This window comes from Kribbella sp. NPDC000426, from assembly GCF_040300265.1.
Taxonomy (GTDB): Bacteria; Actinomycetota; Actinomycetes; order Propionibacteriales; family Kribbellaceae; genus Kribbella.
In genome coordinates this window covers 320678-335243 of sequence record NZ_JBEPDK010000010.1, presented here as the reverse complement: position 1 = coordinate 335243, position 14566 = coordinate 320678, and the positions used below count along the sequence as shown (strand labels likewise).

The following is a 14566-nucleotide window of genomic DNA, read 5'->3' as shown; positions in this document are numbered from 1 at the left end:
CCACCACAGCAAAGGGACTGCGCCGCTCGGTGGGCGGCGCAGTCCCGGTTCTGGTACGACGGTCGGTCAGCCGGTCGGGTTCCCGTTGTCGGAGCCGAGGGTGGCCTTGATCGCTTGCGGCTTGCCGTTGCGGGTGACGGTCAGCGTGACCTGGTCGCCCGGGCGGTGCGAACGGACTGCGGCGACCAACGCGTCCCCTGACGCGATCGCCTTGCCGTCAACAGCGGTCACCACATCACCTGACTGGAGACCGGCTTTGTCCGCCGCACCGCCGGACGTGACCTCGCCGAGGCGCGCTCCGTTCGTGAGCCCGTCGGAGGACTGCGCGTCGCCGACCGTCACACCGAGCCGCGCATGCGTGGCCTTGCCCTTGGCCACCAGCTCGTCGATGATCGGCTTGGCCTGGTCGATCGGGATAGCGAACCCCAGGCCGATGTTGCCGCCTTCGGATTGTCCCGATCCGCCGGCGGTTTTGATCGCGCTGTTGATACCGACCACCTGGCCGGCGAGGTCGATCAGGGCGCCGCCGGAGTTACCCGGGTTGATCGCGGCGTCCGTCTGGATTGCTGGGAAGACTGTCGTGCTGTCCTGCTGCTCGTCGCCCGATGTCACCGGGCGGTTCAGCGCCGAGACGATCCCGCTGGTGACGGTCGCCTCCAGGCCGAACGGCGAACCGATCGCCACCACGCCCTGCCCGACCGCGAGCTTGCCGCTCGACCCCAGCGTGGCCGGGGTCAGGTCGGTCGCGTCGGCGTGGATGACGGCGAGGTCGGTGAGCGGGTCGGTGCCCTTGACCGTGGCGTTGACCGTGCGGCCGTCGTTCAGCATCACGGTGATTGTGGCGCCCTGCCCGGCACCCGCGACCACGTGGTTGTTGGTGACGATCAGGCCGTCCTTGCTGATCACGATGCCGGACCCGGTCGCCGCGCCCTGCGACGTCGCGACCGCGATCTTCACCACGCTCGGCAGCACCTTGGCCGCCGCGCTCTGCACGGAGCCGTCCGGCGCGGCCGCGGGTGCGGCCTGGTTGCCGTTCAGCGGTGCGGTCACGGACGGGCTGTTCGTGGTGTGGTCGTTGGTCGCCGAGTACACGGCGGCACCGCCGACACCGCCGGCCAGACCGACGAGCAGCGCGGTCAGCGCCACTACTGCCAGGCCGGCCCGCTTCTTCGGCTTCTCCGCCTTGACGGTCGCCGGCTGCGGTCCGAAAGGCCAGTTCGGGTCCGGAGACGCCCCCTGATGCGTCCCCGGCGCTCCGAACTGCGGGTAAGCACTCCCACCTGAGGGGTACTGTCCCGGCCGCTGCCCCTGCGGCCCCGAGTCCGGCCTCTGCTGTCCCGGCTGGCCACCCTGCGGCGCGAACTGCTGTTGCTGATGCTGCCCGTACATCGGCAACTGCTGCGTCCGCTCCGGCCCCTGCGGACCTTGCGGGTTCTGGCCGGGCTGGTTCTGCGGCGGCTGGTTCTCGGTCATGAGAAGTACTGTGTCCGCCGGACCTGAGAGGGCCCTGAAGATCCGCTCGGAGTGACCGAAGAACTCCGTGAAGATCCTCTGAAGGACCTGTCAGGAACCTTTCAGCGTGTCTGGGTCGCCGCGTGCGGCAGCCACAGCGTGAACTGCGCGCCTGCGCCGGGAGCGTTCCGGGCGTAGATCATGCCGCCGTGCTGTTCGGCTGCGTGCTTCACGATGGCCAGGCCGAGGCCTGAGCCCGGGCGGCTGCGGGCCTCGCTGGAGCGGTAGAAGCGCTCGAAGACATGTGGCAGGTCCGCCTCGGCAATGCCCGGGCCGGAGTCTGTGACTGTCAGTACGCCGTCCAGCAGGCGGACCGTGATGTGCCCGACCGGCTGCCCGTCACTGCGCTGCTCGGCCCCCTCGGGGACGCTGTACTTAGCGGCGTTGTCGAGCAGGTTGGTCACGGCGCGTCCGAGCAGCCGCTCGTCACCCCAGACCGGGAACGGCGTGATCTGCACGTCCCACTCCAGTCCGGGTGCGCGGCGGCGTACCTTCATCACCGCGTCCTCGACCACGTTGGACAACTCGATCAGCTCCGCGTTCCGCACCTGCGGAGTGTCGCGGGCCAGCTCGGTCAGGTCGCCGATCAGCGTGGTCAGCTCGTCCATCTGAGCGCGTACGTCGTCCAGCAGCTGCTGGCGATCCTCCGGGCGGAGTCCGCCGCGTTTGTCCGCCTGGGCGAGCAGGTCGAGGTTGGTGCGCACGCTGGTGAGCGGCGTACGCAGCTCGTGGCCGGCGTCACCGACGAGCCGGCGTTGACGGTCGCGGGACTGTGCGAGCGCGGCGAGCATCGCGTTGAACGCCATCGCCAGCCGGGAGATCTCGTCCGTACCGCCCACCGGGATCGGCTTCAGGTCCTCGGTCCGCGCAACATGCTCTGCGGCGCCGGTGAGCCGTGCCAACGGGCGCAGACCGGACCGGGCGACGGCGTTACCGGCCAGCGCGGCACCGATCACACCGATCAGCCCGAACGCCCACAGCACGACGCCGAGGTTGTGCAGGGTCTCGTCGATCGGGCCCAGCGATTGGGCGACAACCAGCGCACCGGGCTGGAGGAAGTTCTCCGGCTCCGCGCGGCAGGCCTCGGTCCGGCCCTGCGGGCAGTAGCTCGCGGGGACGGCGACCACGCGGAAGTGCGAGCCGCCGTTGCGGATGCCGACGGTCCGCAGGCTGGCCTCGTTGCCCTGCTCCCGCGCTATCTGGAGCTCGTCCTGGCCCATCGGCGGCAGCAGGCTGTTCGGCGGCCCGAACTGCTGCCCTTGCGCGCTGATCACGCCGACGCGGATGTCACTCAGACCGAGAGCGTCGGAGGGTACGCCCTGCAGGATCGTCAGATCGGTCAGCACGCCCTTCTTCGCGGCCGCGGCGGCCCGCTGGGTCAGGCTGTTGTCGAGGTTCTGGTACATCTGCTGGCGCACGGTGATGTACGCCGCGACGCTGACGATCGCGACCGCCAGGCCCACCGCGACCGCGGCGAGCAGCGTCACGCGGGCGTGCAGGCTGAGCTTGTGGAGGGTCTCGTTCCACCAGTTCTGGGTCCGGGCAGCCGTCGCCGCAACCCGATTTCCATTGCCATTGGCAACGGGTTGCGCAGGTTGTTTCGGCTTCGGCTGCGGCTGCTGCGGTCGTCCGGCGTACGACGGGAAGTCGTCGGGGTGTTGCTGGCTCACGGCGGGGTGTCCCTCAGCACGTACCCGATGCCGCGGACGGTGTGGATCAGGCGGGGCAGGCCGTTGACCTCGGTCTTGCGGCGCAGGTACCCGATGTAGACCTCGAGCGAGTTCGCCGTGGTCGGGAAGTCGTAGCCCCAGACCGCGTCCAGGATGACGGCGCGCTCGAGCACGCGGCGCGGGTTGCGGATCAGCAGCTCGAGCAGCGAGAACTCGGTCCGGGTGAGCTGCATCGCGACGTCGCCCCGGTGCACCTCGTGTGCGTCGACGTCGACCACGAGGTCGGCGTACTGCAGCACCTCGCCGCGCTGGCCGCCCTCGCCGGGCGTGGTGCTGCGGCGCAGCAGCGCGCGCAGCCTCGCCAGCAGCTCCTCGAGCGCGAACGGCTTGGTCAGGTAGTCGTCGCCGCCGGCGTCCAGGCCGTCCACCCGGTCCGCGACCGCGTCCCGCGCGGTCAGCACCAGGATCGGCACGTTGTTGCCCGCAGCCCGCAAGGCCTTGGTGGTCTCGAGCCCGTCCAGCCGCGGCATCATCACGTCCATCACCACGACGTCCGGCTCGACGTTGCCGATCACCGCGAGCGCCTCGGCGCCGTCGGACGCGGTCACCACCTCGAAGTCGTTGAACTCCAGCGAACGGCGCAGCGAATCCCGGACCGCCCGGTCGTCGTCCACCACCAGTACCCGCATCGTCCTGCCCCGCTCCGCTCGAAGTTCCGCTCAGCCGAGAGTAGGTCGCTTCTTTGAGAATCGCCTGAGAACCCGCTGATCGCTCGCACAACACCTCCAGGACACCTTAGGTTGCCAGACGTGGACGTTCTGGAATTCACCCCTGAGCCCGCCGAACTCGCCTGGACCTTCGGCGGCGCGCCGCCCGTCCGCCGGGTCAAGCCCGGCACTGCCCTCCGGCTGTGGACCGAGGATGCCTTCGCCGGCAGCCTCCGCAGTACGACGGACCTGGCCAGCGCCTCGCTGAACATGCCCTTCGTCAATCCGCAGACCGGTCCGTTCTACGTCGAGGGCGCCGAGCCGGGGGACACCCTGGCGTTGCACCTCGTCGAGCTGACTCCGGCGCGGAGCTGGGGCGCCTCCGCGACCATCCCGTTCTTCGGCGGCCTGACCAGCACGGACCGGACCGCCACTCTGCAGGACCCGCTGCCGGAGCGGACCTGGATCTACGAGGTGGACACCGCGAACCAGACTGTCGGGTTCCAGGCTCAGGGCAGTGACTTCGAGCTCGCCCTGCCGCTGGAGCCGATGCTCGGCACGGTCGGCGTGGCGCCGGCCGCCGGTGAGGTCCGGTCAGCGCTGGTGCCGGACATGTTCGGCGGCAACATGGACTCGCCCGAGATGCGCGCCGGCGCGACCTGCTACCTGAGGGTCAACGTCGAGGGCGGGCTGTTCTCGGTCGGTGACGGCCACTACCGCCAGGGCGAGGGTGAGTCCTGCGGTACGGCGGTCGAGGGTGCGATGAACGTCGTACTGATCGTCGACCTGATCAAGACACCCGGACCGGTCTGGCCGCGGCTGGAGAACGACGAGTACCTCGCCGTCATCGGCTCGGCCCGCCCGCTCGAGGACGCGTGGCGAGCCGGCCAGGTCGACATGGTCAACTGGCTCGGCTCGCTCTACGGGCTGGACAAGCTGGACGCGTACCAGCTGCTCAGCCAGGTCAGTGAGGTCCCGCTGGCCAACGTGGTCGACGCCAACTACAGCGTGGTCACCAAGGTCCCGAAGCGCCTGCTCCCACCGGTCACCGCGTACGACGGTATCCATCAGCACCTGCGCGAGGCTGCAATCCAGTCGTTCAGCTGAACTGCCGTACGACGTCCTCGGCGTAGCGCTGCATCGGCTCGTGGTCGTACGCGACGCCGGGGATGTACGAGATCACGTAGTCGACCCCTGCCTCGGCCAGCTGTTCGACGTGCTCGCTGAGCTCCTTCGTGGTGATCACGTCCGCCAGCACGTGGGACGTGCCGCCGGAGCCGATCTCCAGGAACTCCTCGAGGCTGTACCGACCCCGGGCCCTGGCGGTCGCGGTTTCCGGATCAGCACCGGACTCGATCGGGAACACGTTCAGGCTGGTCGACTTGATGATCTCGTCGTAGTCGCGGCCGACCTCCTCGCAGTGCCGGCGGAGGATCGCGAGCTTGTGCTTGATCACATCGACGCGCCCGGTGCCGAAGTTGCAGGCGTCACCGTACTTTGCAACTAGTCGCAATGTAACGCGTTCACCACCGCCACCGATCCAGAGCTTGGGCTTGCGCCGCGGTACGACGTACGGCTTGTCGACCGAGTGGTACTGCCCGTCGAACACCACGTCGTCCTCGGTCCAGAGCCGGTGCATCAGCTCGACCGACTCGACGAACGAACCCATCCGCTCCTTCTGGCTCGTCCACGGATAGCCGTAGGCCTTCCACTCGTGCTCGGACCAGCCGGCGCCCAGTCCCGCGTACATGCGCCCGTGACTCGCCACATCTACGGTGGCGGCCATCTTGGCGACCAGAGCCGGGTTGCGGTAGCCGTTGCAGCCGACCAGCTGCCCCAGGTTCACCCGTGAGGTGTCACGTGCCAGAGCGGCTGTCGTCGTCCACATCTCGAAGACGGTCTCGCGGACGGGCTCAGGGACGGTGTGGAAGTGGTCGAAGAGCCAGATCGAGTCCCACGGACCTGCGTCCGCTGCCTTGGCCACGGCGGTCATGGCCTCCCACTGCTCGACCGGGTCCGCCAGCTCGACCAGATCCATCCGCCAGCCCTGCGGTACGAACACTCCGAACTTCATGCACTCCTCCGAGAGATTGCGACTCCAGTCAGGCACAGCGCCCCGCCGGCCAGCGCAAGCACTGCAGGGGTCTCGCCCAGGAACAGCCAGCCCAGCACGATCGCCACCACCGGTACGGCGTACACCGTCACGCCCATGCGTCCTGCGCTGGTACGGCGGAGCGCAAAGGCCCACGTGGTGAAGCCGAGTGCGGTCGGGAAGGCGGCGAGGTAAACGACCCACCAGATGGTGGATGCGTCGGCCGTGCGGAGCTCATCGACCAGCGTGGGCGCGAAGGGCAGGCAGACGACCGCACCGATCGTGCAGGCGAGCCAGGTGACCTCGGCGGCAGGCAGTCGGCTCAGCAACGGCTTCTGCGTGACCACTCCGACGGCGTACGAGATCGCAGCGACGACACAGAGGACGACTCCCCAGGTCTCGGTGCGGCCGCTGGAGGTCGACGTACCGATGATGACGATGCCCGCGAACGCGACCAGGCCGCCGATCACCAGCTGCCGCGGGAAGCCTTCGCGGAGGCCCAGGCCCGCGAGTACGGCGATCAGCAACGGGGCGATGTGGACGAGCATGGCCGCCGTACCGGCGTCGAGGCGGCGCTCGGCCTCGTTGAGGGCGATGTTGTAGACGCCGAACCACAGCACTCCACAGGCGATCAGCGGCAGCCAGTCCCGCTGAGCGGGCCAGCGGCGTACGGCGGTCGGCCGGGCCCGGGTGAAGAGCAGCGCGCCGAGGAAGATGCTGCCGAGCCCCAGCCGGGCCAGCGAGAGGGCGCCGGCGGAGATCTCGGTGCCGACGTGCCGGATGGCGACGAACGACGAGGCCCACAGGACGACGGTCACGGCAGCGGCGCCGGTGGCGAGGCCGGTCCGGGCCGGGGCTTCGGTGAGGGTTGTCACGGTCACTAGAGTAAGAATGGAGTCTGCGCGGTTCCATGGCAGATCGGAGCCTAGGAGGCGGTTGTGCTTACCGAAACGAGAAGCCAGATGCTGGATGAGCTCAATACTCGAATCCTCGAGGAGCTGATCGCGGACCCTCGCCTGCGGACCACCGAGCTGGCCCGCCGGCTGGGCGTCTCGACGCCGACGGTGCGGGAGCGGGTCGCCCGGCTGGAGGAGTCCGGAGTGATCCGCGGGTACCGCGTCGACATCGACCCGGCGGCGCTCGGCCGGCCGGTCGCGGCCTGGGTGCGGCTGCGCCCCGGGCCCAACCAGATCCCGCGGATCATCGAGCTCGCGGGCCGGACGCCGGAGGTCGTCGAGTGCCACCGGATCTCCGGCGAGGACTGTTTCCTGATGCGCGTCCAGGTTCCGGAGATCGCCGCCCTCGAGGACGTCCTGGACAAGTTCCTGGTGCACGGCCAGACGACCAGTTCGTTCGTCGTCTCCACGCCGGTCCCGCCACGCTCCGTGCCGCTGTCCGCAGGGTGAACCCCAACCACTTCCGGGAGTGGTCTGCATCACTAGTCTGTAGCGGACTTCAGTGACCCTTGGAAGGACCCTGGACCATGGCTGTCCGCAGAGTTGCCCTGCTCACCGCCGGCGGGCTCGCGCCCTGCCTGTCGTCCGCCGTCGGCGGGCTGATCGAGCGCTACACCGAGGTGGCGCCCGACGTGGAGATCATCGCCTACCTGAACGGGTACCACGGCCTGCTCAGCGGCCGGTTCCTCGACGTGACGCCGCAGGTGCGGGAGAAGGCGTCGCTGCTGCACAAGTTCGGCGGCAGCCCGATCGGCAACAGCCGGGTGAAGCTGACCAACACCGCGGACCTGGTCAAGCGCGGCCTGATCCAGGACGGGCAGAACGCCCTCCAGGTCGCCGCCGAGCGGCTGGTCGCGGACGGTGTCGACGTACTGCACACGATCGGCGGTGACGACACCAACACCACGGCCGCCGACCTCGCGGCGTACCTGCACGAGCACGACTACGACCTGACCGTCGTCGGGCTGCCGAAGACCATCGACAACGACGTGATCCCGATCCGGCAGAGCCTGGGCGCGTGGACCGCGGCGGAGCAGGGCGCGCTGTTCGCCCGCAACATCATCGCCGAGCACAGCTCGAACCCGCGGATGCTGATCGTCCACGAGGTGATGGGGCGGAACTGCGGATGGTTGACCGCGGCAACGGCTCAGGCGTACCAGCAGTGGGTCGACGAGCAGGAGTGGAACCCGGGTATCGGCCTGGACAAGGCCGGCTGGTCGGTGCACGCCGTGTACGTGCCGGAGGCAACGATCGACCTGGACGCCGAGGCCGAGCGGCTGCGCAAGGTGATGGACTCCGCGGACTGCGTGAACATCTTCCTGTCCGAGGGCGCCGGTGTGCCGTCGATCGTGGCCGAGCTGGAGGCCCGCGGCGAGGACGTCCCGCGGGACCCGTTCGGGCACGTGAAGCTGGACACGATCAACCCGGGCGCGTGGTTCGCGAAGCAGTTCGCGGAGCGGATCGGCGCGGAGAAGACGATGGTGCAGAAGAGCGGGTACTTCAGCCGGTCGGCCGCGTCCAACGACCGCGACCTCGCGCTGATCAAGGAGTGCACCGACTACGCCGTCGACGCGGCGCTGCGCGGTGAGAGCGGTGTGGTCGGCCACGACGAGGAGCGCGGCGACGAGCTGCGCGCGATCGAGTTCCCGCGGATCGCCGGCGGCAAGGAGTTCGACCCGACCGTCGACTGGTTCGTCGGCCTGAAATCGGGGATCGGCCAGAGCTAGGAGCTCGAACTCAGGCGGCCGACCCACTGGTCGGCCGCCTTCTCGATCTGTGCGAGGACCGCGTCGAAGCCGTCGTCCTCGCCGTAGTACGGATCGGGTACGTCGTCGGCCGCGAACAACTGCGCCGTCGTACCCCGTCGGCGCAGCTCGGCGACATGTCCCGAGTCCATCGCGAGCGTGAGATCCGCGGCGCGCTCGAACTGGCGGGCCCGGTGCGCGCTGCCGTCGTACCCGCGCCGGCGTAGCGCTGCCGCGGCGCGCGGGTCCATCCGGTCGCCGACGTGCCAGCTGCCCGTACCCGAGCTGGTCACCTCGACGTCGTCCATCCCGGCGTCGGCGAGCTTGGCCCGCAGGACGACCTCGGCCATCGGCGACCGGCAGATGTTCCCGGTGCAGACGATCTCGACGTGCACTGAGGGCATGGGTGCCGGTCCCACGCCTACTGCGCGGCGCTCGGCACGGCACCTCGCCGCACGGGACCGAAGGCCACGATGCTCCGCATCGAGACCTTCGCCCCCGCGCGCCGATGCACCGCACCGAGCACCTGCTCGCTACGGCGTGGGACCGGCACCCATGCCCTAATGAACTTCGGCCTTGTCCGGCAGGACGATGTTGATGATCATGCCGACGACCGTGATGATCAGCGCGCCCCAGAGCGCGGACCAGAAGCCGTCGACGTGGAACTGGACGTCGAGCTTGCCGGTGATCCAGGACGTCAGCCACAGCATCAGCGCGTTGATCACGAAGGTCAGCAGACCGAGTGTGAGGATCAGCAGTGGGAGGGACAGCAGCTTCACCACGGGCCTCACGATCGCGTTCACGACGCCGAAGATCGCGGCGACGATCAGCAGCGTGAGGATGCGCCTGCCGGTGGTCGCGCCCTGCAGCGTGATACCGGCGACGAGCCAGCTCGCGACCGCCAGCGCGACCGCGTTGGCCAGCAGCCTGATGATCAAGTTCTTCATGCCCTCGATCCTCCCACCCGGCCGGTAGCACCACGCTCGGTACACACCCTGATCGATCCCGGGGTCTTGACACGGAAAATGACCAAGTGATCTGATCATTTTCATGTTCCGTCCCCTGGTAGCGGTTGTCGCGTCGTCTCTCACGGCAGTGGGCCTCACGGTCCCTGTCGCCTCCGCCGCCCCTTCGAGCTGCAACGCCGTCCGGACGAACTGGACCGCCCAGGCCCAGCCGCACGCCGCTCCCGAAGGGCTTCTGAACGCCTACAGCAACACCGGCAAGGGCTGGACCGGTGCAGACAGCACGTACTCCGTCGCCCTCCCTGGCGGCCGGACGGCGTGGATCTTCTCCGACACGTTCCTCGGACCGGTGAACCCGGACGGCAGCCGCCCGACGTCGGCGCCGTTCGTCAACAACTCGTTCGTGATCCAGCAGGGCAAGAACCTGAGGACGGTCACGGGCGGTACGCCGGCCGAGCCGACGGCCCTCATCCCGCCGCCGTCCGACGGCTGGTACTGGGTCGGTGCCGCGCAGACCAGCCACGGCGGCCGTGACCTCGACGTGGTCGCGCTGCGCTTCGTGAAGACCGGGACGGGTCAGTGGGACTGGCACTGGGCCAGCAACTACCTCGCCCGCTTCGACAGCACGACGTTCAAGCTCAAGTCGCTCACCCCGCTGCCGTCGGCTGCGAATGTGCAGTGGTCGGGCTGGCTGCTGCGGGATCGCGGCTACACCTACATCTACGGCGTCGAGGACCTGGGCGCCTCGAAGTACCAGCATGTCGCCCGCGTGCGTGGTGACGACCTGACTGCGAAGCCGTGGGAGTACTGGACCGGTTCCGGCTGGTCGTCCGACGAGGCGGCGTCGACCCGCGTGCTCGAGGGCGTGGCCAACGAGCACAGCGTCACGCAGTTCAAGGACGGCTACCTGCTGGTCACCCATGACACCAAGGAGCCGTTCAGCAAGCGGGTCGTCGGGTACTTCTCCTGCTCGCCGACCGGTCCGTGGGTCAAGCCGGTGGAGCTGTACCAGACTCCGGAGACCGGCGGGAACATCATCACGTACAACTCCCACGAGCACCCGGACCTGCGCCGCGGCAACGAGCTCCTGCTCAGCTACAACGTCAACAGCCTCGTCAGCGACGACCTGTACGGCGATGTGAGCATCTACCGGCCGCGGTTCCTGGCCGTGACGCTGGCGGCGGCCAAGTGAGCACCCCGGGTGGCGTCGTACGCCGCAGCCTGCTGGACGATCTGGCGACGTCGATGCTGTCGCTGATCGCGGAGCGGAAGCTGTCGCCCGGTGACCAGTTCGAGGCGGTGCGGTCGCTGGCGGAGCGGTTCAAGGTCGCCGTACCGACGGTCCGGGAGGCGCTGCGCCGGCTGGAGGCAACCGGTGCGGTAGAGCTCCGGCACGGTTCCGGTGTGTACGTCGGTCCGAACGTCGGCCGACTCGTACTGGCAAACCCCCTGGCGCTGGCACCCAGTGCGGACCGGCTGGTCGAGCTACTGCAGGCTCGCGCACTGATCGAGCCACCTGTTGCTGCACTGGCCGCAGCGACCCGTGGAGCGGCAGCACTCGAGCAGATGGAGCAGGACCTAGCCACTGCGGCCGAGCTGATCGCATCCGGCGACCATGCCCGGCTGGCCGAGGTGAACATGGACTTCCACCGCTCGCTGGCCCAGGCGTCCGGCAACGCGACCCTGGCCGAGGTGGTCGAGTCGGTGACCGTCGTGAACGCACGGGAGCAGCTGGAGATCCTGCACATCCACGGTGACCGGCAGGCCGACCTGGACGAGCACCGCGCGATCTACGACGCAGTCCGCTCCGGCGACTCAGACCTCGCCGAACTCCTCACCCGCGAACACCTGGACGGCGTACTGGCCGTCATCAACCAACGACTTCAGCATCCCTGAGCTGGAAGGAAACACCATGCAACGCAAGACCAACCGGAAGGCGCTGGCTGCCCTGGTGATGGCCGGCACGCTCGCGCTGTCCGCCTGTGGCGGCGGCGGAGCGGCCGCCCCGAAGAAGGGCGAGGACAAGCCGGTCGATTCACTGAAGTTCTACAACGACAAGGGCGGCTGGAAAGACGCCTTCACCCAGGTCGGCGCGGCCAGCAAGAAGGACATCGGCGTCGGCATGGAGCCGGTCGGGTACTCCGACTCGAACACGTACACCGCATTCATCCGGTCGTCGTTCCGGACCAAGGAGAAGGCCGACCTGTTCACCTGGCACACCGGCAAGGAGCTTCAGGATCTGGTGGACCAGAAGCTCGTCGCCGACACCACCGACCAGTGGACCAAGGCGATTGCCGACGGCAACATTCCGGAGCAGCTCAAGCAGTACTTCACCTACGGCGACAAGCAGTACTGTGTGCCGCTGAACGCCGGCTACTGGGTGATGTACTACAACAAGGCCGTCTTCAAGAAGGCCGGCATCACCGCCAGCCCGAAGAGCTGGGCGGACCTGATCAAGGACGCCGACAAGCTCAAGGCGATCGGCGTGAAGCCGTTCTACCAGACCAACATCCTGTTCTCTTTCGTCTGGTTCGAGACGCTGCTCGCGGGCAAGGACCCCGACCTGTACGACGCGCTCGCCGCCGGCAAGGCGAAGTACACCGACCCGGGCGTGGTCGAGGTGATGAACGAGTGGAAGAAGATGATCGACGCCGGGTACTTCAGCGACCCGGGCTCTAAGACCGAGCCGCAGGCACAGCTGAAGAACGGCGATGTCGCGATGATCAACTTCGGCACCTGGTTCAGCGGCAACCTGAACACGCTGAAGATGAAGCCGGGCACCGACTACGACTTCTTCGTGATCCCGAACGTGAACCCCTCGCTGCCGAAGACGTCGATGATCTTCGAGACCGGACCGGTCTGCTCGGCCGCGGCCAGCGACCACGCGTCGACGGTGCAGAAGTGGACCGACTGGTGGGTCACGCCGCAGGCACAGACCGCGTGGGCGAACTCCCGCGGCGACCTGTCGTTCAACCCGAAGGCCGAGGTCAAGGACCCGGGTCTGGCGGCGCTGAACAAGGACGTCGGCGGTGACGGCTACCGGCTGATCAACCGGTGGTTCGAGGCAACGCCCGTACCCGTTGCGAACAAGGCGCTCGAGGTGTTCGGCGCATTCGTGACCAAGCCGGGTGACCCGATGCCGGGCCTGCAGAAGATCCAGGCCGAGGCGGACGCGTACTGGGCCAAGCAGAAGTGACTTCCACGATCGAACGGCCACCGGTGAAGGTCCGGGCGAGCACCCAGCGCCCGGACCGGACCGGGGCCCGCATGGCGCCCCTGTTCGGGCTGCCGGCTGCCGGTGTGGTCGCACTGCTGCTCTACCTGCCGTTCCTGTGGACGACGTACGTCAGCTTCACGCAGTACGACGGACTGGCGTCCCCGGTCTGGACCGGGCTGGCGAACTACAAGGCGATGTTCAGCGACCCCGATCTGACCGGGGCGCTCGTCAACACGCTGCTGTGGGTCGTCGGCATGGTGACTCTGCCCGTAGTACTCGGGCTGCTGATCGCAGTACTGACCTACGGGCACAAATGGGGCACGTGGCTACGGCTGCCGTTCCTGCTGCCGTATGCGATCTCTGGTGTGGCCGTGGGCGTCATCTGGGGCTTTGTACTGCAGCCCGATGGCGCACTGGGCCAGGCACTCGGCTTCTTCGGGTTGCCGGGAGCACACACCGGCTGGCTGCAGGCAGGTCCTGGCAACACGCTGATGATGATCGTCGCGGTGACCTGGCAGGCGGCCGGCGTGAACGCGTTGCTGTTCGTCGTCGGTCTGCAGTCGATCCCAGGTGAGCCGCTGGAGGCTGCGCGGCTGGACGGTGCGGAGGGGTTCAGTCTCTTCCGCCACCACCTCTGGCCGCAGCTCCGTCCGATCACCACGGTGGTCATCGGGCTGTCGATCGTCGGCAGCTTGAAGACGTTCGACGTGGTGTGGGTGATGACGCAGGGCGGCCCCGGTACGTCGTCCGAGACGCTCGCGCTGTCCATGTACAAGGAGACCTTCGTGCTGAACGACTACGGCCAGGGTGCGGCGATCGCGCTGTTCCTCAGCCTGGTCACGTTCGCCGCCTCGATCCTGTACCTGCGCTACCAGTTGGGGGACGCCCGTGAGCAGGGTTAAGACTCCCTTCCTCGTCGTACTCGGGCTGATCTGGCTCGCGCCGATCTACCTGCTGATCGTCAACGCCTCCAAGTCCGTCGACGGGTACGACGCCAAGACCGTGTGGAAGCCGGCCGGCTTCTCGCTGTTCGCGAACTTCGGCGACGCGTGGAGCAAGGCGTCGCTCGGGGACACGCTGGTCGCGACCACGATGTACAGCGTGATCGCGCCGGTGCTGGCCGTGCTGATCGGCGCGGCCGCCGGGTACGCGATCGTCGTACTGAAGCTGAAGCGCGGGTTTCTGTGGTTCGTGTTCATCTTCGGCGGGACCATCTTCCCGCTGCAGATGATCCTGATGCCGCTGTTCTCCGGGTACGCGGACTCCGGGCTGTACGACACGCGGGTCGGGATGATCATCGTGTACACCGCGATCAGCGTGCCGTTCTCGGCGTTCGTGATGCGCAACTTCTTCACCGGGATCGCGCGGAGCGTGTTCGAGGCCGCGGTGGTCGACGGCGGCGGGCTGTTCCGGATCTTCCGCAGCATCTACCTGCCGATGGCGGGCTCCGCGCTGGCCGCGATCTTCATCCTGCAGGCGACCTTCGTGTGGAACGACCTGCTGCTCGGCCTGACGCTCTCGCAGTCCGACTCGGTGCGGCCGATCATGCCGGCGCTGACCGGCCTGCAGAGCACGTACGGCGGGGCGTCGCTCCCGACCGTGCTGGCCGGCGGCCTGCTCGTCTCGCTGCCGACAGTCGTGTTGTTCCTCGCCGCCCAACGCTTCTTCTCCCGGGGCCTCGCCCTGGGGCAGTTCTGAAAGG

General features: G+C 68.2%; 15 protein-coding genes. 8 read left to right on the top strand and 7 right to left on the bottom strand.

What is annotated here, in order from left to right; translation table 11 throughout:
- Window positions 1–66 precede the first annotated feature (66 nt).
- The 3 genes from ABT313_RS40820 to ABT313_RS40810 all read right to left on the bottom strand — a co-directional run bounded on the left by ABT313_RS40820 (window position 67) and on the right by ABT313_RS40810 (window position 3871).
- A complete protein-coding gene (locus tag ABT313_RS40820) occupies window positions 67–1473 on the bottom strand; it encodes a S1C family serine protease (protein ID WP_350865787.1) in 1407 nt (468 codons plus the stop codon).
- Between the two features lie 101 nt (window positions 1474–1574).
- Entirely contained in the window at window positions 1575–3182 is a 1608-nt protein-coding gene (locus tag ABT313_RS40815) for a sensor histidine kinase (RefSeq protein WP_350865786.1), read from the bottom strand.
- Window positions 3179–3871: a response regulator transcription factor gene (locus ABT313_RS40810; protein ID WP_130442918.1), complete on the bottom strand. Its 693-nt coding sequence runs from the start codon at window positions 3869–3871 to the stop codon at window positions 3179–3181. Before ABT313_RS40810 ends, ABT313_RS40815 begins: the two co-directional genes overlap by 4 nt.
- Before the next feature lie 120 nt (window positions 3872–3991).
- On the opposite strand from ABT313_RS40810, the gene ABT313_RS40805 reads away from it, so the two are divergent.
- A complete protein-coding gene (locus tag ABT313_RS40805; protein ID WP_350865785.1) occupies window positions 3992–4996 on the top strand; it encodes an acetamidase/formamidase family protein in 1005 nt (334 codons plus the stop codon).
- On the opposite strand, the gene ABT313_RS40800 is transcribed toward ABT313_RS40805, so the two are convergent.
- Window positions 4989–5963: a TIGR03560 family F420-dependent LLM class oxidoreductase gene (locus tag ABT313_RS40800; protein ID WP_350865783.1), complete on the bottom strand. Its 975-nt coding sequence runs from the start codon at window positions 5961–5963 to the stop codon at window positions 4989–4991. The two genes, ABT313_RS40805 and ABT313_RS40800, sit on opposite strands and share 8 nt — an antisense overlap.
- On the bottom strand, window positions 5960–6856 hold the full coding sequence (locus ABT313_RS40795; protein ID WP_350865781.1) for a DMT family transporter: 897 nt from the start codon (window positions 6854–6856) through the stop codon (window positions 5960–5962). Before ABT313_RS40795 ends, ABT313_RS40800 begins: the two co-directional genes overlap by 4 nt.
- A gap of 87 nt (window positions 6857–6943) precedes the next feature.
- Between ABT313_RS40795 and ABT313_RS40790 the strand changes: the two genes are divergently transcribed.
- Both ABT313_RS40790 and ABT313_RS40785 read left to right on the top strand, forming a co-directional pair.
- Window positions 6944–7387, top strand: coding sequence for an Lrp/AsnC family transcriptional regulator (locus ABT313_RS40790; protein ID WP_350865779.1), 444 nt, complete (start codon window positions 6944–6946; stop codon window positions 7385–7387).
- 77 nt (window positions 7388–7464) lie between these two features.
- Entirely contained in the window at window positions 7465–8664 is a 1200-nt protein-coding gene (locus tag ABT313_RS40785) for a pyrophosphate--fructose-6-phosphate 1-phosphotransferase (protein WP_350865777.1), read from the top strand.
- On the opposite strand, the gene ABT313_RS40780 is transcribed toward ABT313_RS40785, so the two are convergent.
- Both ABT313_RS40780 and ABT313_RS40775 read right to left on the bottom strand, forming a co-directional pair.
- A complete protein-coding gene (locus tag ABT313_RS40780; protein WP_350865776.1) occupies window positions 8661–9086 on the bottom strand; it encodes a low molecular weight protein-tyrosine-phosphatase in 426 nt (141 codons plus the stop codon). The genes ABT313_RS40785 and ABT313_RS40780 overlap by 4 nt on opposite strands.
- 156 nt (window positions 9087–9242) lie before the next feature.
- The gene (locus tag ABT313_RS40775; protein ID WP_350865775.1) at window positions 9243–9629 is read right to left on the bottom strand and encodes a phage holin family protein; all 387 of its coding nucleotides are present in this window, start codon (window positions 9627–9629) and stop codon (window positions 9243–9245) included.
- Between the two features lie 103 nt (window positions 9630–9732).
- On the opposite strand from ABT313_RS40775, the gene ABT313_RS40770 reads away from it, so the two are divergent.
- The 5 genes from ABT313_RS40770 to ABT313_RS40750 are packed head-to-tail and all read left to right on the top strand — an operon-like array spanning window position 9733 to window position 14562.
- Window positions 9733–10839, top strand: coding sequence for a DUF5005 domain-containing protein (locus ABT313_RS40770; protein WP_350865773.1), 1107 nt, complete (start codon window positions 9733–9735; stop codon window positions 10837–10839).
- Window positions 10836–11543 carry a FadR/GntR family transcriptional regulator gene (locus tag ABT313_RS40765; protein ID WP_350865771.1) on the top strand — a complete coding sequence of 236 codons (708 nt, stop codon included), beginning with the start codon at window positions 10836–10838 and terminating at the stop codon, window positions 11541–11543. The genes ABT313_RS40770 and ABT313_RS40765 overlap by 4 nt, the downstream gene beginning before the upstream one ends.
- 16 nt (window positions 11544–11559) lie before the next feature.
- Window positions 11560–12843, top strand: coding sequence for an ABC transporter substrate-binding protein (locus ABT313_RS40760; protein ID WP_350865769.1), 1284 nt, complete (start codon window positions 11560–11562; stop codon window positions 12841–12843).
- Window positions 12840–13766 (top strand): carbohydrate ABC transporter permease, encoded by a 927-nt coding sequence (locus ABT313_RS40755; RefSeq protein WP_350865767.1) that lies wholly within the window; start codon window positions 12840–12842, stop codon window positions 13764–13766. Before ABT313_RS40760 ends, ABT313_RS40755 begins: the two co-directional genes overlap by 4 nt.
- Window positions 13753–14562 carry a carbohydrate ABC transporter permease gene (locus tag ABT313_RS40750; RefSeq protein ID WP_350865765.1) on the top strand — a complete coding sequence of 270 codons (810 nt, stop codon included), beginning with the start codon at window positions 13753–13755 and terminating at the stop codon, window positions 14560–14562. Before ABT313_RS40755 ends, ABT313_RS40750 begins: the two co-directional genes overlap by 14 nt.
- Window positions 14563–14566 lie beyond the last annotated feature (4 nt).